Annotated in this window: 13 protein-coding genes; 4 read left to right on the top strand and 9 right to left on the bottom strand. The window is 42.9% G+C overall.

Annotated elements, in window-relative coordinates:
• Positions 1–268: 268 nt before the first annotated feature.
• From CF596_RS04170 to CF596_RS04135, 8 genes are all read right to left on the bottom strand, one after another.
• Positions 269–1,642: an AAA family ATPase gene (locus CF596_RS04170; RefSeq protein WP_096901337.1), complete on the bottom strand. Its 1,374-nt coding sequence runs from the start codon at positions 1,640–1,642 to the stop codon at positions 269–271.
• Between the two features lie 16 nt (positions 1,643–1,658).
• On the bottom strand, positions 1,659–3,161 hold the full coding sequence (locus CF596_RS04165; protein WP_004975892.1) for a UvrD-helicase domain-containing protein: 1,503 nt from the start codon (positions 3,159–3,161) through the stop codon (positions 1,659–1,661).
• A gap of 22 nt (positions 3,162–3,183) precedes the next feature.
• Positions 3,184–3,966: a bifunctional phosphoribosyl-AMP cyclohydrolase/phosphoribosyl-ATP diphosphatase HisIE gene (gene hisIE / locus CF596_RS04160; protein WP_004975893.1), complete on the bottom strand. Its 783-nt coding sequence runs from the start codon at positions 3,964–3,966 to the stop codon at positions 3,184–3,186.
• Positions 3,967–4,092: 126 nt separating this feature from the next.
• On the bottom strand, positions 4,093–5,172 hold the full coding sequence (locus CF596_RS04155; protein WP_004975897.1) for a patatin-like phospholipase family protein: 1,080 nt from the start codon (positions 5,170–5,172) through the stop codon (positions 4,093–4,095).
• Positions 5,173–5,379: 207 nt separating this feature from the next.
• The gene (locus CF596_RS04150) at positions 5,380–6,999 is read right to left on the bottom strand and encodes an AarF/UbiB family protein (RefSeq protein WP_096901336.1); all 1,620 of its coding nucleotides are present in this window, start codon (positions 6,997–6,999) and stop codon (positions 5,380–5,382) included.
• Between the two features lie 13 nt (positions 7,000–7,012).
• Entirely contained in the window at positions 7,013–7,726 is a 714-nt protein-coding gene (locus CF596_RS04145; RefSeq protein WP_096901335.1) for a hypothetical protein, read from the bottom strand.
• 11 nt (positions 7,727–7,737) lie between these two features.
• Positions 7,738–8,682: a bifunctional demethylmenaquinone methyltransferase/2-methoxy-6-polyprenyl-1,4-benzoquinol methylase UbiE gene (gene ubiE / locus CF596_RS04140; RefSeq protein WP_004975907.1), complete on the bottom strand. Its 945-nt coding sequence runs from the start codon at positions 8,680–8,682 to the stop codon at positions 7,738–7,740.
• A 168-nt stretch (positions 8,683–8,850) separates the two neighbouring features.
• Complete coding sequence (locus CF596_RS04135; protein WP_004975910.1) at positions 8,851–9,555, bottom strand: hypothetical protein; 705 nt, start codon at positions 9,553–9,555, stop codon at positions 8,851–8,853.
• Between the two features lie 246 nt (positions 9,556–9,801).
• Here CF596_RS04135 and CF596_RS04130 point away from each other — a divergent pair, with 246 nt between their 5' ends.
• Complete coding sequence (locus CF596_RS04130) at positions 9,802–11,220, top strand: phosphate--AMP phosphotransferase (RefSeq protein ID WP_096901334.1); 1,419 nt, start codon at positions 9,802–9,804, stop codon at positions 11,218–11,220.
• 50 nt (positions 11,221–11,270) lie between these two features.
• Here CF596_RS04130 and CF596_RS04125 read toward each other — a convergent pair whose 3' ends face one another.
• Positions 11,271–11,777 carry a hypothetical protein gene (locus CF596_RS04125; RefSeq protein WP_096901355.1) on the bottom strand — a complete coding sequence of 169 codons (507 nt, stop codon included), beginning with the start codon at positions 11,775–11,777 and terminating at the stop codon, positions 11,271–11,273.
• A gap of 239 nt (positions 11,778–12,016) precedes the next feature.
• Between CF596_RS04125 and CF596_RS04120 the strand changes: the two genes are divergently transcribed.
• The 3 genes from CF596_RS04120 (at position 12,017) to recD (ending at position 21,367) form a co-directional block, all read left to right on the top strand.
• Complete coding sequence (locus tag CF596_RS04120; RefSeq protein ID WP_096901333.1) at positions 12,017–15,757, top strand: exodeoxyribonuclease V subunit gamma; 3,741 nt, start codon at positions 12,017–12,019, stop codon at positions 15,755–15,757.
• Positions 15,758–15,801: 44 nt separating this feature from the next.
• Complete coding sequence (locus CF596_RS04115) at positions 15,802–19,515, top strand: UvrD-helicase domain-containing protein (protein WP_096901354.1); 3,714 nt, start codon at positions 15,802–15,804, stop codon at positions 19,513–19,515.
• Positions 19,516–19,582: 67 nt separating this feature from the next.
• Positions 19,583–21,367, top strand: a complete 1,785-nt coding sequence (gene recD / locus CF596_RS04110; protein ID WP_096901353.1) for an exodeoxyribonuclease V subunit alpha — start codon at positions 19,583–19,585, stop codon at positions 21,365–21,367.
• The last annotated feature ends 566 nt before the right edge of the window (positions 21,368–21,933 follow it).

The following is a 21,933-nucleotide window of genomic DNA, read 5'->3' as shown; positions in this document are numbered from 1 at the left end:
CATCTGCTGCATTTTTACAGCATTCACCGTGTTTGAAAGGTCAATAGACACTATTCAAGGTATAAAAAAAGTTGTATTGCGCAACTTTAAAAACTACAGCAAAATCGGATTTTACTATAAAAGTTCAAAATTAATCTGATTTTATTACATGAATAAAACAACATCAATTTATTTTGCATACAGCAAAGTCATTATATACCGTCTGTTATATGCGGGATAAAGTATTTCCTTGCTTTTTGCCCAAGTATGCCTTGAAAGACTTCGGCAATTAAGATTCAGGCAATTGATCAGGTGTTGGCTCACTATCCAATTGCTGTAAGCGTTGCAGCAATTCCTGTTTTTGTTCGGCAGTTAAATGGTTTTGAATCTGCTGCAAAATTTCAGCCGTGCCTAATTGTGTTGGATTTTGTTCTTGTAGGCTGACGTCTTCTGTCGTGTGAGTGGTTTCTAGTACATCTGCATAAATTTCTGCAAACTGCGGTTGTAAACTTTGCCATGCGATGGGATGCAGCTGTTGATGTTCCAGTTTTAAACATTGAAAGCGTTCCGCTTGTTCCAGAAGTTCGCTGCGGTTGCCTGTAGCAATAATTTGTAAGCGCGGAAAAGCTTGATGTAAACGGGTCAGTATTTGTGCTGCCTGTTGTTGATCGAGCTGATGATCAATCTGATCAATCAACAAAATGCCATCTCCCTCGCGACACGGATACAAACTGTTTGGGTTTAGCAAACAGAGGCGACGTACAATATCGCCTACCAGAGCAATCCAGTTGCGCTGACTGTTCGACAACTGTTGATACAGCATATCTTTGCCCTGACAGCGCACCATGAGTTGTAATTTAGGTAGATATTGCAGATATAGGTCTTCAATTTCAGGCAGCACGATTTGTATGGCATCTTTCAGTGCTTGTAAACTCGGTGCATGCATTTGGGTATAGGCATGCAATAAGGACTGATTCAGGGTTTGTGCGAGTTCGCTTTGTTGTTGCTGATATAGCTTGTGTAAAAGCTGCGCACTTTGGGCATTTTCAATATCGGAAATTTCCCGCAGCCATTCAAAAAAACGAGTGAATGTCGTGAATGGAATCGCGGCAATTTCGTAGGCATGTCCAGGTTGTAAAATCAGCGGATTATTTTTATTGAGTAAATTGACTTCATTCACGAAGCGTTCTGCAGGGTAGTAGGCAATCAGCGGTAGTCCCTGCATCGGGTCGTGTTTAATGGCGTGTTGATAAAGCTGCACCATTTTTTCAAGCTTGGCGGTTTCTGCTTTGCTTACTCCCACACCACTACTATTTAGGGTTTTATATAGTTGCCAGTCACAATGTTGGGTGCTTTCAATTTGCGTGTTACTTGATTCTGCCAAACTGCCTATGTCTGCCGGAATTTCCACACAAACATCAATTTTAGCTTGCAAGCGATTGAATAAAATATCTTGATCTTGCATGACCAAACCCGCAGTGCGTAAGTCTTTATAGCGAGCGGCAAACCAAGTCAGTGCTTGATAACTAAATCGTAACAGCGAGGTTTTACCCGCACTTTGGTCTGCCAAAATAAGCGTAATGGGCAGGTCGTGATAATTGAGTTCGAGTTTTAGGTCTGCAAAATGGGTGATGTGTCTGAAATGAACCGATGTAATTTTCATAGCGCACCTGCTGCAATTACCCCACCGCTTTGCGTAACGATGTCGGCATTTTTATTTTCAGTTGTTGTACCAAATCGTAAATATGATGAATATTTAAACTGACTTTAGCACGTGTGCATGCCACGTACAGCAATCTTAATTCTTCATCGCTAATTTTATGCTCTTTGTCGTTCAGTTTAAATTGGTAGTCGTCTTCAATATGTACCCGATTCCATTCTAAACCTTTGGCTTTATGCGCTGTCGAAATAATATAGTCGGCTTGGTCAATTGGGGTGATTTTTGCCAACGCCCGTTTGAGTGGATTAGTACCATGATCATCCACCAGTTTGACCAAAGGTTTAATGTCGCTGCCATCGTTGGTTTCACAATATTCATGTACATCATGCCAAGAGTTAAACCATGCCAGTTCCGGAACGTCGGTCACACGTTTGCCTTGTTTGAGCATCGCGGCAGCATCCACAAAACGGTTTAAGCGCACATGGTCGGCTTGCAGACTGACTTTATCGCCATGCACTAAACCTGCCAGTAGCAGTTCCATGGCACGGGCGTTGGTACGGCATAAAATCGCATCACGCATTTTGGTATGCGGTTTGTTGACCACTTTGGAATGTAATTCTGGATTGCCCAAGAGTGGCACGGTTTCATTCAGCCCACCTAAAATGGCATTGGCGGTCAGGGCAATTTCTTCACCAAAACGGAACGATGTGGTCAGTCGTGATTCAGGCAAAGGTAATTGCTGCATGGCATTGATTGCACCACGCCAAGCATAGATTTGCTGATGCGCATCGCCCACATAAATCACTTGAGTATTACGTTGCTTGAGTAAAATGCCCAGCATGAGCGGGTCGGCATCTTGAGCTTCGTCAAACAGCACATAATCGGCAGGAATGTTGGGTTCAGACAAGGCCCAAAGTTTCAGATAAATATCGTGTCCAATGCCTGCCTGATGATTCGGGTCAATTGACTCCAACCAGCGTCGTTCTACCGCAGGATAAAGATGTTTTTGTAAGGTGTCGATGTCATCTGGATGCAACCAACTGGGTGCTTGTAAATGTCGTGGGGCAGGGTATTGCGAACTGGTCGAGCAGAAATGACTCACGGCATTGGCCACCAAACTGGCTAAACGACTTGGCATCAACACATATTTTTCATAGCGTCCGCCCATCATACGTCTAAGGGTAATCGGTTCTAAACGATACTCTTTGGCAATAAAACTTGGACTTAAACGGGGTAGGCGTAATTTGTCGGTGACTCCACGTGGAACGCTGCGATATGCAAGCGAGTGAAATGTACGACAATCGACCTGACGATGAAATTTACTTTGTGCTTCTGCGGCAATGGCTTTGTTAAATGCCAAGTACATGCCACGCCGTTCTGGCATGGCATCACTGATCATTTGTAAGGTCGTGGTTTTACCTGTACCTGCATAGGCAATCACTTTAAAAGATTTGCCCAGACGTGCATTATCTATAGCAGTGGCTTGCTCATAGGTCGGGCGAGGCTTGGTGATTACAGACACAGATCAGGGTTGGCTTTTCGCGTTAATGGCTACGGTTGGCTTTTTCAACCAAGCCTGATAAACCTTGACGACGAGCCAATTCATTCAGTACCACTTGCGGTTCAATATCGAAATAACCCAACATGACAATGCTGTGGAACCATAAATCGGCCACTTCATAAATCAGGTCATTTTTGTTGTTGGCATTGGCTTCGGTGTTGAAATCTTTGGCGGCAATAATTGCTTCCACGGTTTCTTCACCGACTTTTTCCAAAATTTTATTCAAGCCTTTATGGTATAGCTTGGCTACATAAGATGAGTCAGGATTAGCGGTTTTGCGCTCGCTCATCATTTGCCCTAAATAAGCCAAAACTTCAACCTGTTCAGCTTGTGCCTTTGATTGGCTCATGGCTAAGGTGTGAGCATTGGCGGCTTGTTCACCATAAATTTGATTCGGGTCTTTCAGCTGTGCATCTACAATTTCCCAACCATTGGCGGTGAGTTTGCGATAGAAACAAGATTCACGCCCTGTGTGGCAAGCAATTCCACCATGTTGTTCAATTTGCAGGATAATCACATCGGCATCGCAGTCCAGACGAATCTCGTGCACAGTTTGAAAGTGTCCAGATTCTTCACCCTTGTGCCACAATTTATTGCGTGAACGTGAAAAATACACCGCCTGATTTTTTTCGGCAGTCAGTGCCAAGGCTTCACGGTTCATCCACGCCACCATCAACACACGTCCTGTTTGATGATGCTGTGCAATGGCAGGCACTAATCCTTGTTCGTTAAATTTTACTTCATCGAGCCATTGCAAGTTATTCATGAGTTGTTCACCAAAATTAATTTAAATTGTATGGACGCTATTTTCTGAGCGCACGATTTTGCATCGTCCCTATAGTGTACGTGATTCAAGACAATTTACCTAAATTATCTTGCCAGATTTGTACTGTCAAAGCGTTTGCATAAATTGAGGGAAGTTTTGTTTTTCCACCATTTCCAGAAATTCATCGCCCAAACGCTGACTTTCTGCCACCGATTGTTTCCATAAGCGAATGCGCTGTGCCTGATCTAAACCTTTTAAGGTGAAGTCTTTACGATCGGGCAAACGGCCTAAAGGCAAGCTGCTTAAATATTCTGCCGAAGGTGATAGCAAGAGTGTCCGGGCCTGATTTTCAGGATTGGCTTTACGATGCTTCAACATTTTATCAAACCAGCCAGGGGTAATGCTGTCGGTAAAGTGTGGGTACAGCACAATGCCCTGACTTTGGTAAGGTAAATCTAGATGGTAGTCAATTAAGCCACCATCCCGATAACTGCCCACGGGCGCATCAGGAATGTCACGAATAGCAGACATCACCCCGGGAATAGACGCTGAGGCGAGCAGCCACGGTGCGACATTCTGCTCATTCAGGGCTTGGTAATGGGTGACAAAATCATCCTCTACCATAAACTGCTGACCTTGCGCAGGTTGGCTGATGACGCGTTGCATAAATAAGCGGTTATGTTTGCGCGCAATGGCATTGCTACCAATAATTCCAGCCACAGATGCTAGCAAAGGCAAGGCTTGGTCACTTTGGAAAATATGCTGAGCTTTGACGGAAATGACCGTGAGGTGATAGTCAGGGTGCTGAATCAGTTGTTGTTGCTGTCCCTGAATCAGTTCAAACAGCATATTTTGACAAATCTCAGCGACTTCTTGGCGCGACATTTTTTTATGAAAATACAAGTTGGTATATAAATCGGACAGGCGTTCAGTGCCTTGTTTTGCGCCCCACGCCAAAATACTGGCAAAGCGCCAACTGCCAATTGAAGAACCGACCACAGTACGACGCTTTGGGGCTTGGGCAAAAAACTCGCCAAAAATAGCTTGGTCTAAGCCTTGAATGCCAATACCTTTGGGGCCGCCTGCTGCACCTGGAATAATATCGACGTGTTGGGCATGTAAGCCTTCTTGTTCAATCAGTTGGCGTGCCAGATGTCCTGCGCGAATATTGAGTGCAGGGGCACGTTTATGCAAAATCTGAGTCATGCTTGATCTATAACGCTACAAATGTGCATTAATTGTAGGTGTGGTGATATTTACAACAATGGCGAGAGGCATCACTTGGTGACTGATGAGTCATGCGGTAGTTTTTAGGATGAGTTAGAGAAAATCAGCGTGATAAAAAAGCCTGCTTTAAAACAGGCTTTCTAATTTTTTTATCGTCTAATCAGTTTGTTATCAAGCAATGTGGCTTTATTTAGCTATACGCCAAATCGCCAAGAAACTTGCCAACGCGATTAAAACAATAGAGACATACCACGGTGCAATAATCGCAATGGAGAGGAAAATGGCCATAATGCTGCCAAAAATCCAGCTGCGTTTTTGCTGATGTTCCATTTGTAGACGCATGCTTTGTAATTCATGCAATTGTTTGGAATGCCAAGCCGATTGGTTTTTTAAACCATTTAAACTGTCAATCATTAAACTTGGTAAGTCTTGCGCACCCAGTAACAGGTCGGGAATTTGCTGCCCAATTTCTTTGACATTTTTGACTGGATTCATATTGGCTTTAATCCAATCCGTTAAAATTGGTTTTGCCAGTTTCCAGATATCCAGTTCTGGATATAAGTCTGTGCCCAAGCCTTCAACATGCACCAATGTTTTCAGGAGTAGCATCAATTGCGGTGGAATTTCCAAATGGAAACGACGTGCAATATCCATGACCTGAATCAGAATGCCTGCAAAGTCCAATTCGTGCATCGGTTTAGACACCATTGGCCCGACAGTACGGCGCATTTCACGGGCGAGAGCATCTTGATCTGTGCCCGGTGGAATCCAGCCAGCTTGGTGTACCACTTGAATCAGCTGCATAAAGTTGCTGTTCATCACCGCCAGCAACATACGTGCTACGGTCATTTGGTCATGCTTGGACAGCTCGCCCATAATCGCACAATCTAGCGCAATAAAACGCGGATTATTCGGATTGATGGTTTCCACAAAGACGTTGCCAGGATGCATATCGGCATGGAAAAAGTTGTCACGGAACACTTGGGTAAAGAAAATCGTGAGGCCTTTTTCTGCCAAATCGGCACGATTCATCCCCAAACGATCAAAGGTTGCCGTGTCGGAAATTGGCACACCTGTAATGCGCTCTGCCACCATCACATCTTTACTGTCCATATAGACTTCAGGCACATACATCATGCTTGAGCCTGTAAAGTAGTGACGCATGCGGCGGGTGTTATCCGCTTCTAAGGTCAAATCCAGTTCGTTGAGAATAATTTGACGATAGTCCTGAATAATTTCAGATAAATGTAGAGCACGTGCCGCTTCCAGACGTTTTTCCAGTGCTGCGCCGAGCCATTCCAAAATTTCAAAATCTTGTAGAATTTGCTGGCGAATATCGGGGCGGGTGACTTTAACCACGACTTCACGACCATCATGCAAGGCAGCGGTATGGACTTGCGCAATAGAGGCTGCTGCCAAAGGCTGTTCATCAAAACGGGCAAACAGGGTGTTGATGTCTGCCTTAAGGGATTGCTGAATTCGCATTTGTGCCACGTCAGAACCGAACGGTTTGACACGGTCTTGTAGCAATACCAATTGCTGTAAAACTTCAGGCGGAATCAGGTCACGACGCGTAGACAGCAATTGCCCAAGTTTAATTGCCAATGGTCCCATTTCTTCTAAAGCTTCTTTGAGCTTCAGCGGGTTTTTACGTTCTTTACTTGACCAAGCCGCAGGGTGCATGCGAATAAAACTGAGCGCATGACGTGCCTTTTCTGGTAGTTCTTCCGCAGGAAACAACGTGTCGAGTCTATAGTGCGCGGCAATGCGCCAAAGTTCGAGTAAACGTGAAACGTGCGGAATCATAAAGACTTATTCCCTAGGGCTGAGTGGAGTTTAAGGTGTTAGAAGCGGTATCTGGCTGTGCATCAAGCTGCGTTTGTAGCTGTTGGATTTTGGCTTCGGCACGGTCTAAATTTTGTTGAAAAATGCGCGTATCTTGTTGTAAGTCATCCATTTGCCAGCGTGGGGCAAATAAACCACTGTCTTCTTTTAGGGCATCTTCAGCAAAGAACAAATGGCTGTGTAGACTGCGTTTTAAATGCTTGGGTGCAAGCTGAATTTTGCCAACTTCATGAGCCAAAGCAGGACCAATCCAAGGGCTTAAATGTGCGGCCAAGTCTAGTTCAGCCTGCTGCATAATGCGCTGAATATCTTGTAAAAGATGATAGTCACCTTGTAGGGGAATATTGCCCACTTCATCGGATAGCAACAGTTTAAGCAATTGCACCACATTTTTAACATGCAAAGTGGCCGTTGCGGGGCTGATATTTTGCGCTTGATCAAACCTTGCGAAGCTAGAGCGCTTCTCATGCTCAAAAATAGAAGGCTGCTCGCTGTGACCTGTTGCAGTAGGTTCTAAACGAACTTTGTTGTCATCAAAAAAGACATCTACAGAAAGCTGTGGCGAATCGAGCACCACACGCAACATTTTGCCGTGTAGTTGGTTGAGCTGGATGCGAGTAATCGCATCCAAATCAATAACATGATGAATCAGTTTCTCAACTGCACCAAGGGCGAGAATTGACCACATTGCGGTACGCCTTAGAGTTTAAAACCACGGTGAACGGCAACAATACCACCAGTCAGGTTGTGGTAATCACAGTTTTGGAAGCCTGCCTGTTCCATCATGCCTTTTAAAGTGCGTTGATCTGGGTGCATACGAATAGATTCAGCCAAGTATTTGTAGCTTTCTGAGTCGTTTGCGACAATTTTACCCATCAATGGCAATGCTGTGAATGAATATAAATCGTAGAGTTTTGAGAACGGTTCAAATACTGGTTTTGAAAATTCTAAAATCAATAAACGACCACCCGGCTTGAGTACGCGGTACATCGCTGCCAAAGCTGCATCTTTATCGGTCACGTTACGTAAACCAAATGAAATAGTCAGTAAGTCAAAGCTGTTGTCTTCAAATGGTTCTAAAGTTTCGGCATTCGCCAACACGAAATCGACATTGGTACAGCCTGCATCAATTAGACGGTCACGGCCAACATTCAGCATAGATTCGTTAATATCTGACAGTACCACATGACCTGTAGGGCCAACTTCACGGCTAAAGACTTTGGCTAAGTCACCCGTACCGCCTGCAATGTCCAGTACGCGCTGACCACGACGTACACCTGACATATTAATCGCAAAGCGTTTCCATAAGCGGTGAATACCAAATGACATTAAGTCGTTCATAATGTCGTATTTGCTTGCAACCGAGTGGAAGACTTCTGCGACTTTCTGGGCTTTATCTTCACTGCTGACGGTTTGGTAGCCGAAGTGTGTGGTTGCACCGACATTGCCTGTGTTGGCACCGCGCGGCAAATTATATTTTGGCACTGAACCCGTAACAGGTGTATCCGTTAATTTTTGTTCTAAAGATTGTTGCTGACCTTGTGGAGCGCCTTGCGGTAGAGGTTCGGTTAAGAATGGACTCACTTTGTCTGTTGGTTGTGCCGACTCGGGAGTAGCGGTAGGCGTTTGATTTTCATTCGACATTGGAGTCACTCCTCAGGATAAAAAGGCTTAAGGCTGCAGTGTATGCATGATGACAGATTCTAAGCACTTGTACAGTAATCATCATGCAATTGTTATGAATAATATACAGAAAAAACCAAAGATAGCGTAAGTGTGCTGAATAAGTGTTGGTTATTTCACACATTGGGATTATGAAAATGGATGTAAATCACCTGCATGTACTTTGGCAATAATTTCCCGTTCTGTGGTAGTAAATTGCTTCACAAATTTCTCTGCAGACTTTAATGGTTTCATGGCTAAAAAGCCATCTTGCATAAACTCATACATAATTTGAAAACTGTATTTTTGCGCCGCGCCTTTACACATTTTAAAAGCGGTATAGACCACAAAAGAGCGCATATATTTATCTAGGTTTTTACCCAGTTCATCCAACATATTTAATTGTTTTAAGCGTGCTTCGCCCTGATCGAGCTTTAAATAAGTCAGACGCATCATCTCATCATTTAAAGGCATATTTTCAGGATAGTCCTGTAGCAATTGTATCGCGACTTGTTCATCTAACTGCACTGCCAAAATCGCCAGACTTACCCCAGAAGTCCCTGTTTTTATTGCATTTTCAGGGATGATTTTTTCAGCTTTGTGTGCATATTTCAGTAGGCGAGCAATTTGACCTGCCAAAGCGTCAAAATCTGGACCGCCATATAAGCGGTTTAAAAAATATTCAGCCATCAAGACATTGTGCTTTTCGGCAAACTGTGTGGCATGGGTGCGTTGCATACGCTGTTTTTGCCATGCTTGAACATCTTGTAAGCGTTGAAAAAGCATAGGATTTTTATGATATTTAAATTGATAATACAGTTCTAACAGCTCATCTAAAGCAGCAAGTTTAGACATAGGGTGTCTCATTATTGAGTTGAATGGGCAAATCTTAATGTGAGTTTGATCTCGTCGCTATGACAAATTACACAGAATTCCAAACGGCAAAGGTCAGTGTGTGAGATTAATCTACAAAAATACGCGAAAAGTTGTTAAAAAATGGGTCGATATTCGTATACTGATCAAAGTCTGTCGCTCATTCTAATATCGTAAATATAGACGAATGATCAGCAGAGCTTAAATAACACAACAATAGGGTAGATGATGTCACAAGCACATACTGAATTTAAACTCATGGAAGAAGAACAACTTTCAGTCGAGCTAATTGAAGCCCAATATGCTTTAAAAAATACCAAAGGTGAAAAAAATGCCAAAAGTTTGCTGATTTTAGTGAGCGGCATTGAATTGGCGGGGAAAGGAGAGTCGGTCAAACAACTTAGGGAATGGGTCGATCCGCGTTATTTAAGGGTAAAAGCCGATGCGCCACACCCGTTTAATCCCAAACAGACACTTTGGCAGCCTTATGCACGTTTTATTCCTGCCGAAGGTCAAATTATGGTGATGTTTGGCAATTGGTATAGTGACTTATTAAGCACAGCCATGCATGTGTCTAAACAAATTGATGACACCATGTTTGATAACTATGTCGAAAAAATGCGTGCCTATGAAGAAGACTTAAAAAATAACCATGTGGATGTCATTAAAATCTGGTTCGATTTATCGTGGAAATCACTACAAAAACGACTAGATGATATGGAACCGAGCGAAGTGCATTGGCATAAATTGCACGGCTTGGATTGGCGCAATAAAAAGCAATATGACAGCTTGCAAAAGCTGCGCCAACGCTTTACCGATGACTGGATTATGATTGATTGCGAAGATGAAACCATCCGCGATCAACAATTTGCACAGCATATTTTACGTGCTTTAGAGCATTGTCCTGTGCATCCGACCAGTTCGGGGGGTACTTGGCAAGCTGCAGAAATTCCTGAAGTTTTGCTCAACCCCGTATCTGAATCGGTCAGTGATGATGAGTATAAAACAGAGTTAAAGAAACTCACTAAAAAAGTGGCAGATGCACTGCGTTTTGATAACCGTAATGTCAGCCTGGTTTTTGAAGGGATGGACGCAGCAGGCAAAGGCGGCGCGATTAAGCGGATTGTAAAAAAACTGGATCCGCGTGAATACGAAATTTATACCATTAGCGCCCCTGAAGCCTTTGAAATCAGCCGTCCTTATTTGTGGCGTTTTTGGACGAAAATTCTGCCTGAAGAAAAAATCAATATTTTTGACCGTTCTTGGTATGGGCGGGTATTGGTGGAACGTGTAGAAAGTTTGATTAGTCCACTGGAATGGCAGCGTGCCTATGACGAAATCAACCGATTTGAACAAGACTTAAATGACCATCAAACTGTCGTGATTAAATTTTGGTTAGCCATTAGTAAAGATGAGCAAGAGCTGCGTTTTAAAGCACGTCAGGAAACCCCACATAAGCGTTTTAAAATTACAGATGAAGATTGGCGTAACCGTAGCCGATGGGATGATTATTTGGTGGCTGCGGCAGATATGCTGCAGCGTACCAGTACTGAATATGCACCGTGGCACATCATTCCAAGTAATGACAAAAATGCAGCACGTTTGGAAATTTTAAGAACTATCTTAAAACAACTCAAGGCAGAATAATCTGCCTTGAGGATGTAAAGTCTGTGTGTTGAGTCAGCTTGATTTAAGAATTAAGCATTCACAACTTTGGCTTGTTTAAGCTGAATGCTTTTTGCTAGTTTGTAGCTTTCTTCAACATGCGTTTCGGCAATTTTTTTCATAATAAAATAACCTAACCCTGCAGCCACCATTTGACCACCCAATGGAATAAACTTGGTGACTTGTTTGGCAATGTATTTGGCTGCAACATTATTCAGGGATTTTTTTACTGCAGTGCGCGCTACGACTAAACCTGAAAATTCTACACCGCGTTTACGCAATTCGCTCCAGTGGACTTTTCGGGTTTCAGGGTCGTACACACTGATTTGCTCAGGAGATAAGCCAAAACGTGCATTAATTTCTGGAACCAGTTGCGACAAGATGCCCACATCAATGACAACGTCTAAGAACGGCACAGGAATGACGGCTGCACCTGCAGAAAAATAGGCACGTTTTTTGACCAGTTCTAGGCATTCTGCACGAATCATTTCCAAGTCTAGGCTTGGATCAATACTGTCTGGAATTGTCTCTCTTTTTATCATAAGTACAACCTTAAAATGGCGGATAATCGTATGCTGTTTGGTAAATTAAACCACTTTATTCAAAGCACTTTTTGAATAAAGTAGGCAATAAAAGTATGCTTGTAAAGTGGCATACACCGTTGTAAGTGTATAGCCAATAATCTTTATTCTTTTGTTGTGCTTGAGGCAAATGATAGATCAACGGCCTTCTAGTACATTTAATACATTCTTATTCAAAATAAATTAAAGGATACCTTATGGCGATTCATGTCATACAAAGCCAACGTATAGAAGTTTTAGTCAATGAAATGCTGAAAACCATACGTCAACCGACATCGAATCCGCTTCAGGTGCTACAAACCCAGCATTTTATTGTGCCTTCAGTGGCAGTAGAAAAGTGGCTGACGGAAAAAATAGCCGAGCAAAAAGGCATTAGTGCCAATACTGAATTTCATCATCGTATTCGTGCCTTTCAATGGGCCGCTTATCAGGCAGTTTTAGACGATAAAGATCGGGTGCGTCAGGCAAATATTCCGCGTATTGTGATGCAATGGCGTGTGTTTTATGACTTACAACCGTGGATACAACACGAACAAAACCCACTTCCTGCCGAGCATGCTTTACATCGTTTGATTCAGCGAATTTATGACAGCGCAGAGCAATTGTCACAGGGTTTAGAAAAGCAGCTCAAAAAGCAAAACATGCTGTATTGGGTGGCAGATAAAGTTTCACGTTTATTTAGCAATTACATGGTTTATCGTGGTTTTTGCCAAAAAGGCTGCGAGGGTGTCTGCCAATGTCAAAGCAATTGGTTAGCGGTTTGGGGACAGCAGAAACGCCTGAACTTAAAGCAGCAAATTTATATCCCTAAAAACTTTGAGAGCGAAGAAGAAAAACAAGCGGCATTGGAAATAGCCGCATTTACTCAAGAGCAAGCCGAAGAATTAGAGCAATGGCAAAGTTGGTTGTGGTTGCATATTTTTCATGCAGATTTTGAAAAAATGCAGGAGATTGATCTGCAATTTTGGCAAGCTTTGGGCGAGCCTGAAAATCCAAATTCGTGTATTAACAAGTTACCCAAACAGTTGGTGATTTTTACCTTATTGGATTTGCCGCCAAGTCAGTTGCTGTTTATCCGCCGTTTGGCGCAGTATATGGATATTTTTATTCTGCATTACAACCCATCGCAAGAATATTGGGCAGACATGGTCGATCCTAAGTGGAAATTAAACATGGATGCGCGAATCAAAAGTCGTTTTATTCGTGAGATGGAAAGTCAAAATAAAACCGTAAGTGATGATGATATTGCTGCATATATCAAAAAATATAATGGCGAATTTAATGCCGATATGCGCGAGTCACATCATCCCTTGCTGACACGCTTTGGTAAGCAGGCACGCGATCACTTTTCTTTATTGGCGGCGTTGTCGAGTGGTGATGAAGGCGAGTGGTATGATCTTTTCCCTGAAGAAGAGCCGCAACATTTACTTGGCAAAATTCAATCGGATGTATTGAATTTGGTTGAGCCAGTCGCGCAGGCGTATGACTTAGATCCTGCCGATGAGTCATTGCAAATTCATGTGTGTCATTCAAGTTTACGTCAGCTTGAGGTACTCAAAGATCGTTTAATTGCATGGCTAGGACAAGATGACAGCCGCCAAGCCAGTGATATTTTGGTATTGAGTCCGAAACTCAAAGAACAAGAGTCTTTAATTCGCAGCGTATTTGCTGCACCGCCAAGTGAGCGTGATCTCTATCAGAAAGGACAACAAAAAGCACAGCAGAATCAAGCTACTTTAGGGCATCAACTCAGTCAAGATAGTGTGTATTTGCCTATTCAAATAGCAGGTATCAGCTCTTTAGATATTCACAATGCTTGGCGTGCGGTGGTTGGGCGTATAGCGTTGGTACAAGGACGTTTTAGCTTTGAGGAGTTTGGTGACTGGTTGAGTTTAGCTGCCACACAACAGCGTTATGCCTTGAATTTAAACAATATTGAGCGCATGAATGAGTTGTTGGCCAATGCAGGTTTTAAACGTGGTTTAGATGCCGAGCATTTAAAACGCAGCCTGAGTGCAGATGATCAAGATTATCGGTTTAGCCTGAAGTTTGCTTTAGATCGTTTGGCTTTGGGTGTTGCAGTGCCAGAGCATTGCGTGGTTCAGCATACTTTAAGTTATGCCGATGTGCAAAGTAGCGATTTTGAATTGATCTTTAAACTGATTCAAATTTATCAGGATTTTGCACAGCGCCGTGATTGGCTGATTCAGCATGAATTGGGGCAAGCTAAAACGGTGGAATATTGGCTCAAACAACTGATGCAAGACTTGAGTGAGTTTCAGGATGCAGGAGTAGATGTGTTGGCATCGGTGTTTAGTTTGGTGCAAAAACATGACCGTATGCTGACTTTAGCCAGTTATTTTGATGTGCAGTCGGGTCAAGATTTGCGTCATTTAAGTTTACCGCTGGATTATATTCTGCAAGAAATTTCTGCCCAGCTCGAAACCCAACTCGAACAAGCCAGTCCATCGGGCGCTATTACCTTTAGCCAAATTGGTGCAATTCGTCCGCTGCCATATAAGTTGATTGTGATGTTGAACTTGGACAATGGCGTGTTCCCAAGTCGTGATCAGCAATTGGCTTTTGATTTGATGCAATTATTAAAACCACAACTGGGAGATCGTTCACGGATTGAGGATGATCAGGGGGCATTTTTAGACAGTTTATTGTTGGCGCAAGACAGTGTTTGGCTATTTTATAACGGTTTTGATGTCAGCGATGGTGAGGTACGTGATCCATCCGTGGTGGTGCAGGAATTTGTGCAGCATTTGGCATTGATTGTGAAACATCCTGATGGCGCTAGCGATTCACGCTTAAACTTGAATGGTGTCGAAATTCCTGCGCAATTGAAATCTCTTTATTATTTACATAGTTTGCAACCTTTCGATCAGCTGCGTTTTGCTGAAAGCCGTGAAGTTCGCTTTAAAGATCAATGGTATCGGGTGGCTAAACAAATGCAGCAAGAAACCACACCACGTGAAGCATGGTTTGGAGAATATCCATTATTGCCGCAAGATGTGGTGGTCTTAGACAGTATGCAATGGATTCGAGATGTGTGTTTCCCTGCGCGTGCCTATTTAAAAGCGATTGGGGTCGAAAATTTACAATCCGACACTGCTGCAATGAACCACGAGCCGCTGATTTTAAATGGCTTGGAAAAATATAGTGTGCGTGATTTTTTACTGCAACATGGCGAGCAAGATGCAGAAAGCTTGTTGCAAGATACCTTGCCTGTGGGCAAAACCTTAAATGCCACGTTTCAAACGGGACTGCAAGAACAGCAATATTTACGTGACACACTGCAGCAATTTGCAGATGAAGCAACCGCAACAACGCAACAGCTATGGAAAATAAATCCACATTTGCATATCCGTATTCAAGTGCCTGAACAGCCGACAAAGCTTTGGTGTAGCGTGGTGGCAGCGAGTGCCAGACCAAGTAAATATGCCGAAGTGTGGTTGGAATATCTGTTCTGGGTGGCCTATCAGAATACAGAACAACAAGATTTAGAGCGGATTGTGGTGTGTAAAGATGCGGTGATTCATTTTGCCAATATCAATGCACAGCAAGCACACGAGTATTTAGCCCAGTGGTTTGAGTTCTGGAAACACGCACAGCAATATCCTGTGTTATTGCCTGCGGCTTTAGTTTTAAAAATGAAAGATAAAAAAGAATTTGAAATCCAATGGGATGAAGCTCAGTCCGATCAGGTTTTGAATATGGAAAGCTTCGTAAAACATTGGCATGACGGTGCTTGGGGAGGTTTTATTGATGAAAGTGAGAAAAACCACCCAGACTGGGCATTTATTTTTCAAGACAGTGAAACTGAACCGTTGTTGATTGAGGCGTTTAAGCAATATAGCCATCGACTGTATCAGCCCATCATTGAAAATTATGAGTCTGCGAAAAATCTTCAAAAACAAGGGGAATCTGCGTGAACTCATCTAGCCCATTCCCAATTTGTTATGACCCAATTCAAGAGATGCAATTTAAAGGTTTGCATTGGATTGAAGCATCGGCAGGTACAGGCAAAACCTATACTTTATCGAGTTTAATGGTGCGGATTTTCCTGAAAGATTATTTGCCTAATCAAGTGATTGCAACCACATTTACCCGTGCCGCCGCAGCCGAGCTAAAAAGTCGTATTCGTGCACGCTTGCTTGAAACCCAACAATATATCGACCTGTGTTTAAACCAGTCTTTAGATCAGCGCGCCCTTGCAGAGAAAATTGCACAACTACAAGACCCTTTACTCAAACATGTTGTGCAAGAATATTGCTTAAAACTGGACTATGCCAGTTCACGTTTGAAGTTGGTGATTGCACAACTCGATGAGTTATTTGTCGGAACGCTGGATAGCTTTAGCCAAAAATTATTGCGTGAATTTTCCTTTGAAAGCGGCAAAATTGAGCGCGCCAATATTACCGAACAAGCATCGGTTTATACCGAACAATTGCTGCATGATGTCCTGCGTGAATGGATTCAGGCACAGCCCCAGCATGTTGTGGACTATATGCTGTTATGTGGGCGGTTGAAATCGGCAGCCGAATATGAAGATCTGGTCAATACCAGTTTGAATTTTGCATCGGCAGAGATTCAAGGTATAGATCAGGCACAGTTGGAGGTTCAGGATTTAGCAGAGGCGTTGCAGAATTTAGCCAGTATCAACATCACGCAAATTGAAGAATTAAAAGAATATTATAAGGGTAAATATACTTCTGGTTTTTATAAGAATGTGGCAGGTGATGGAGGGGCGGTATTACATCAAATGTTTACTGATGCTTTGCCAAAACTGATTGAAAAAATTAAGCACAACCCTTTAGAACATTATTTTAATTCACATCTTGCTGCATTATTTAATGCAGTCTTTGCACTTTATCTCACCAAAGAGAGGAAACTAAGAGCAACCCCACATTTTAAAAAGACAGATCCAGCCTGTACGCAAGAGGTGCAAGATGCTTTTTTTGATCATCCTGTGATCCGTAAAATTAAAGCAGTGGTGGATGCCAAACTTAATTTTGAGCGTCAAATTGAATTGGTGGATACCAATTTAAAATTCTATTTGGTACAACACGTCAAACAGCGTTTACCGCAACTTTTACAGCAAAAAGGAGAAACCACTTTTGCCCAACAAATTCGCAGTTTAGCCGAAGCTTTGCAGGGAGAGCGCGGGCAGCGTTTTGCACAGTTTGTGCATACCCGTTATCCACTAATTTTGGTGGATGAATTTCAGGACACCAACCAAGACCAAGACGACATGCTGGCGCAAATTTGGCGTAATCCGAAGTGGTATATGCGCGGTTGTATGATTATGGTGGGCGATCCTAAGCAGGCGATTTATGGTTTTCGCGGTGGCGATATGCTGACCTATAACAATGCCCGTGATGACGTGCTGAAAAAACAAGGTCGCATTTACTCACTCAGACAAAATCATCGTTCAGTGAAAGAGTTAGTCTGTGTGGTGGACGAGCTATTTCAACGCCAACCCGCTTTTGGTGAGAAGGTGATTTATGAACCAGTGATTGCAGGTTCACGTCCTCATCCTGCTTTAATGGATCGGCAACAGGTCAATCCTGCACCGCTGCGTTGGGTGACGGTGGAACATGATCAGGATGAATCCATTCAAATTGCATGGAAAATTCGCGCGTTATTAAATCAAGGTATTGCAGGTGATTTATATTTTGATCATGCTGCAGGCAAAGTTGCTTTGCAAGCCGATGATATTGCCATTTTATCGACCAGTCATAAAAAGCTTGACCAAGCCCAATACGAGCTTGAACGGATTGGAATTCAGGTTAATAGAAGTAGTCAGCGCAGTGTTTTTACAGGCTTTTTAGCCAAAGATGTGGCGGCAATTTTAACTGCAATTTTACATCCTTATGATGAAGCCAAGGTCAAGCGTGCCTTGCTGACACGTTTGTTGGGCTATAACCTGCAACAGTTGATTGAGCTTGAGCAACAAGGTTTGGGTCAGTTTATTTATGACTTCGATTGCATTCGTGAAATGTGGGTCAATAAAGGCTTTTTAACCGCATGGAATTACTGTCTGAACTTATTTAAAGTTTGGGAAAACTTGGTGGCAAAACGCAGTTTTGACAATGAACGGCATGTGGTGAATTTACGCCATTTAACCGAATTACTGAGTCGTCAAAGTGAGCGTCATCAAGGGGCTTATATGCTGTATTACTGGTATTTACAGCAAGTCGAATCTCCTGCTAAACGCGACTGGGAAATTGAGCGAAAGCTTTCCAATGCGGCAGGCGTGAAACTGATGACCATTCACCAGTCCAAAGGCTTAGAATTTAAAGTCGTGTTTTTGATGTCGGCAGATCAGTCCCCCAAATCTGACAAGTCTGCTTTGGTGTTTGCAACACAGGAAGCGCAAGGCATTGAACAACGTGTAATTGCCATTAAACATAAAGACATCGATGCCACAGCAATGCAGCAGCACAGTGAGCGCCGTTTGGCAGAGTTGAATCGGCTTTGGTATGTGGCACTCACCCGCGCCAGTTATCGGGTCTATGCGATGCTGAAGCAAATTGATCCTACGAAAAAAGATCAAAGCTTAAAATCAAATGGTTTAAATGTTTGGCGTTTACAAGCGCCAAGTTCAGCAGAAATTGCTGCAGCGTGGAGCTGTGATGAAGCACCTCTGACACAATTGGCGGCAGCATTACAACTTGAACAAGTGCAAGAAATTAAGATTGATGCTGCAGATTTTCCGCAGCGTCGCTTTTATCCACGGACCAAAACCAGTTTTAGTGGCTTGGCACAACATTTACCTGCCGCCATGCGTAGCGACACTTTGGCATTAGTAAGCGAGGAACAGGCTACCGCTGCCGATGAAATCAATCAGGAACCTGTTGACGTGGAACAGGAAGTTGTACAGGTGGCTCAGCCGATTGCATGGATCAAAGCTAATTTTCAGCGTGGTACTCAAGCGGGAAGTTTTTTACATAAACTCTTTGAATATATCGACTTTCAAGCCAGTCATGACGACATTTTAGAAGAAGTTAAACGCCGTTTTCATAACGATAAAGAGTTTAATTCAGATGTGTTATTGGCAGACTTGATTGCAAAACTCGACACTGCCAAAGGCAGCGCGACTGTACAGGAAGCAGATATTTTTGCGCACATGACCGAGTGGCTGAAGGATGTGTTGAATACGCCTTTGCACGATACTTTCCAGCTCTCGGCTTTATCTACAGCACATTATTTATCAGAGTTTCCATTCTATTTGGCGTTGGCAGATCAGCGTTTATTTATTCAAGCGATTCAGCAATTGTTTGAAGATGTGGGTCATCCTATTCAAGATTTAAATGAAGCCGCTACTGCACGTTATCTGACAGGCTCAATTGACTTAGTTTATTTTGATGGACAGCGTTATCACATTGCCGATTATAAGAGTAATTATTTGGGCGGCGATCAGCGCGATTATGAGAAAACCAATCTTGAACACAACATGACTCAATCGAGTTATTGGTTACAAGCGGCATTGTACTTGGTGGCGTTGCACCGTTATTTAGGCAGTCGTTTGCAAGATTATGATATTCGGCAACATTTGGGTGGAGCCAGCTATTTGTATTTGCGTGGCATGCAGGGACAAGCAGGGCAAGGGGTTTGTCATTGGCGGCCAGATGCGGAATTTATTCTGCAATTAGATCAAATATTGGGTTACTTTGAACTTAAAAAATAACGCTAAGTCAGCTCATCGACTTAATAAAACAATTGCTTATCCTGTGGATAACTTTGAGGATAACTGTGTGGAAAACAAGCATATTCACTTAAATTCAGCTCAAACGCCAATGCAGGCGTGGATGGATTACCTGTGTCAGCCGCCATTTAGCAATGTCACTTTTCATGCTTCAGCGCAAATTTTGATGCAACAGGTGCTCGATGCCATTCAGCAAGGCGATAGCTGTATTCCTGCAACTGCAGAACAAGTGGCGGCATTGCAGCATTTGTACATGAACTTGCAGCGTAGCGCTTTAAATCCTGATCCACAAATTGCGCCGTTTGTATTTGATGGGCAGCGTTTGTATTTGTATCGCTACTGGAAACTGGAACATCAGGTTGCTAGCGATATTTTACGGATTCAGGCGCAGTCACCTTTGTCCTTTGGATTACAAGCTGAACAGCTTAATTTGTTGCAAGATCCCCAGCAGCAAAAAGCATTACAGACTGCGGCAACTCAAAGTTTGAGCATTATTACAGGCGGGCCAGGTACAGGAAAAACCTATACTTTGGCGCATATTATTGCGGTGCTCAATCAAGCTTTACCCAATATTCGAATTGCGATGGCTGCACCGACAGGCAAGGCAGCACAGCGGATGCAGGAAGCCTTGCAAAATGCTTTGAATAGTCAAGCTTTACAAGCGTTTAATGTCGATGCCTTGCGTCAATTACAACCTGTGACGTTGCATCGTTTATTGGGTCTGGGCAATACAGGCAAGCCACGTTTTCACGCCAAACAACCTTTACCTTACGATGTGATTGTAGTCGATGAAGCTTCGATGCTGGATTTAAGCCTGTCACAGATGTTATTGGCTGCCATTCCTGCGCAGGCACGTTTAATTCTGTTGGGCGATGCCAATCAATTGGCTTCAGTCGATGTCGGTACAGTATTGGCCGATTTACAGCAAGTGCCTGAACTCGCAAATAACCGTGTCAATTTAGTGACCACACGTCGTTTTGCTGAAGGTGCAAAAATTGGCGCAATGGCGAAGTTTATTCAGCAAGAACATTCTCCTGCACAGGTTTTGGCTGAGTTTGAACAGCAAGTCGTGGCAGCAGGTGAATTAAAGCCAATTCAATTTAAGCAAGTCGAAATAGATGCCCTACAACTGCAATATTTACCTCAGCAAAATGGGCAAATTTCAGCGGAAAATTTAGCGCATTATTATGATCAGCTGATGTATGGTTATCAGGCTTATGTAGCGGTATTAAAAGCACATACTTTGGGCTTGGAACAATCAAGTACAGCATTTCAAGCGCATGTTGAGAATGTGGTGAATGTATTTGATGATTACCGTATTTTAACCGCAATTCGTCATGGTCATTTGGGTTTACAACAACTGAATTTGCAGATTGAAAAACGCTTGTTGCAACAGTTAAAACAAACCAAACATGGCGATTGGTATGCAGGACGCCCCGTCATGATGACCTATAACGATTATCAACTGGGGTTGTCGAATGGTGATATTGGCATCTGTTTTATGCGAGAGCAGAATGATCAGCGCCAGTTTGAAGTATATTTTCCAAGTTTAAATAAGTGGGTGCCTGCAACACGCTTACCTAAAAATATTGAAACCGCATTTGTACTTACTATTCATAAATCGCAAGGTTCTGAATTTACTCATACAGCTGTGGTGTTGGATGCTGCGGCAAAAAACTTGCTGAGTAAGGAGCTGATCTACACTGCCATTACCCGTGCTAAAAAAGTCGTAAGTTTGTTGGTTGATGTGCAAGCTTTGCAGCAAGCTTTGATGATTCGTACCCGTCGCAGCAGTGGTTTATTAGCCAGAATTAATGACGCTTTGGATTGTTAAGTAAAACTGAATAAGAGATGGTTTTGTACGAAATGGCTTACATTGATTCGAGAAATTTGCGCATAGAGATTTCAAGATCTTTTTGAGAAGATGACTTCACATAAAAAGCTCAATAGGGATAGTTGAGCATAATCGCAGAATAATAACGATAAATGTTGAAAGACAGCGAACTGACAGGACGTGAGTGAGAAGAGGAAACTTACAGCCGCTAAGCCTTGTAGTTTTGGGAGAGACTACAGGGCTTTTTTATGCCTGTAAGTTTGGGTGATTTGCAAAATGCTGACAATGCTTACCTGTTGTAAGAAAAAGCTTACAAACAGATACGAGAAATACGACTTCTTTCACTTTAGTATTGTGGCAAAATCTACCACACAAGGACGTGAAAGCAAGAACAGGAATGTTCAGAGAATAAGACGCGAAAACGCGCAAATAACCACAATAAACAAGACAATAAGAATAATAAGACAAGAAACTACAGCGCAAAAAACAGCCCGAGCTATGCTCGGGCTGTTTTATTTTAACGGCAAAATATTCCAGTGGATGAAAAGCAGTTGGCAAAATATTAC

It is taken from the genome of Acinetobacter sp. YT-02 (assembly GCF_002412355.1).
Taxonomy (GTDB): domain Bacteria; phylum Pseudomonadota; class Gammaproteobacteria; order Pseudomonadales; family Moraxellaceae; genus Acinetobacter; species Acinetobacter towneri.
This window is presented reverse-complemented; position numbering and strand designations above follow the sequence as displayed.

What these genes read in the sequence shown, in the direction of transcription:
- CF596_RS04135 (WP_004975910.1), bottom strand. Translation starts at nt 9,555, where the DNA reads ATGTCTAAACTTGCTGCTTTAGATGAGCTGTTAGAACTGTATTATCAA.
- CF596_RS04150 (WP_096901336.1), bottom strand. Translation starts at nt 6,999, where the DNA reads ATGATTCCGCACGTTTCACGTTTACTCGAACTTTGGCGCATTGCCGCG.
- CF596_RS04115 (WP_096901354.1), top strand. Translation starts at nt 15,802, where the DNA reads ATGCAATTTAAAGGTTTGCATTGGATTGAAGCATCGGCAGGTACAGGC.
- hisIE (WP_004975893.1), bottom strand. Translation starts at nt 3,966, where the DNA reads ATGAATAACTTGCAATGGCTCGATGAAGTAAAATTTAACGAACAAGGA.
- CF596_RS04120 (WP_096901333.1), top strand. Translation starts at nt 12,017, where the DNA reads ATGGCGATTCATGTCATACAAAGCCAACGTATAGAAGTTTTAGTCAAT.
- CF596_RS04145 (WP_096901335.1), bottom strand. Translation starts at nt 7,726, where the DNA reads ATGTGGTCAATTCTCGCCCTTGGTGCAGTTGAGAAACTGATTCATCAT.
- CF596_RS04155 (WP_004975897.1), bottom strand. Translation starts at nt 5,172, where the DNA reads ATGACTCAGATTTTGCATAAACGTGCCCCTGCACTCAATATTCGCGCA.
- ubiE (WP_004975907.1), bottom strand. Translation starts at nt 8,682, where the DNA reads ATGTCGAATGAAAATCAAACGCCTACCGCTACTCCCGAGTCGGCACAA.
- CF596_RS04130 (WP_096901334.1), top strand. Translation starts at nt 9,802, where the DNA reads ATGTCACAAGCACATACTGAATTTAAACTCATGGAAGAAGAACAACTT.
- CF596_RS04170 (WP_096901337.1), bottom strand. Translation starts at nt 1,642, where the DNA reads ATGAAAATTACATCGGTTCATTTCAGACACATCACCCATTTTGCAGAC.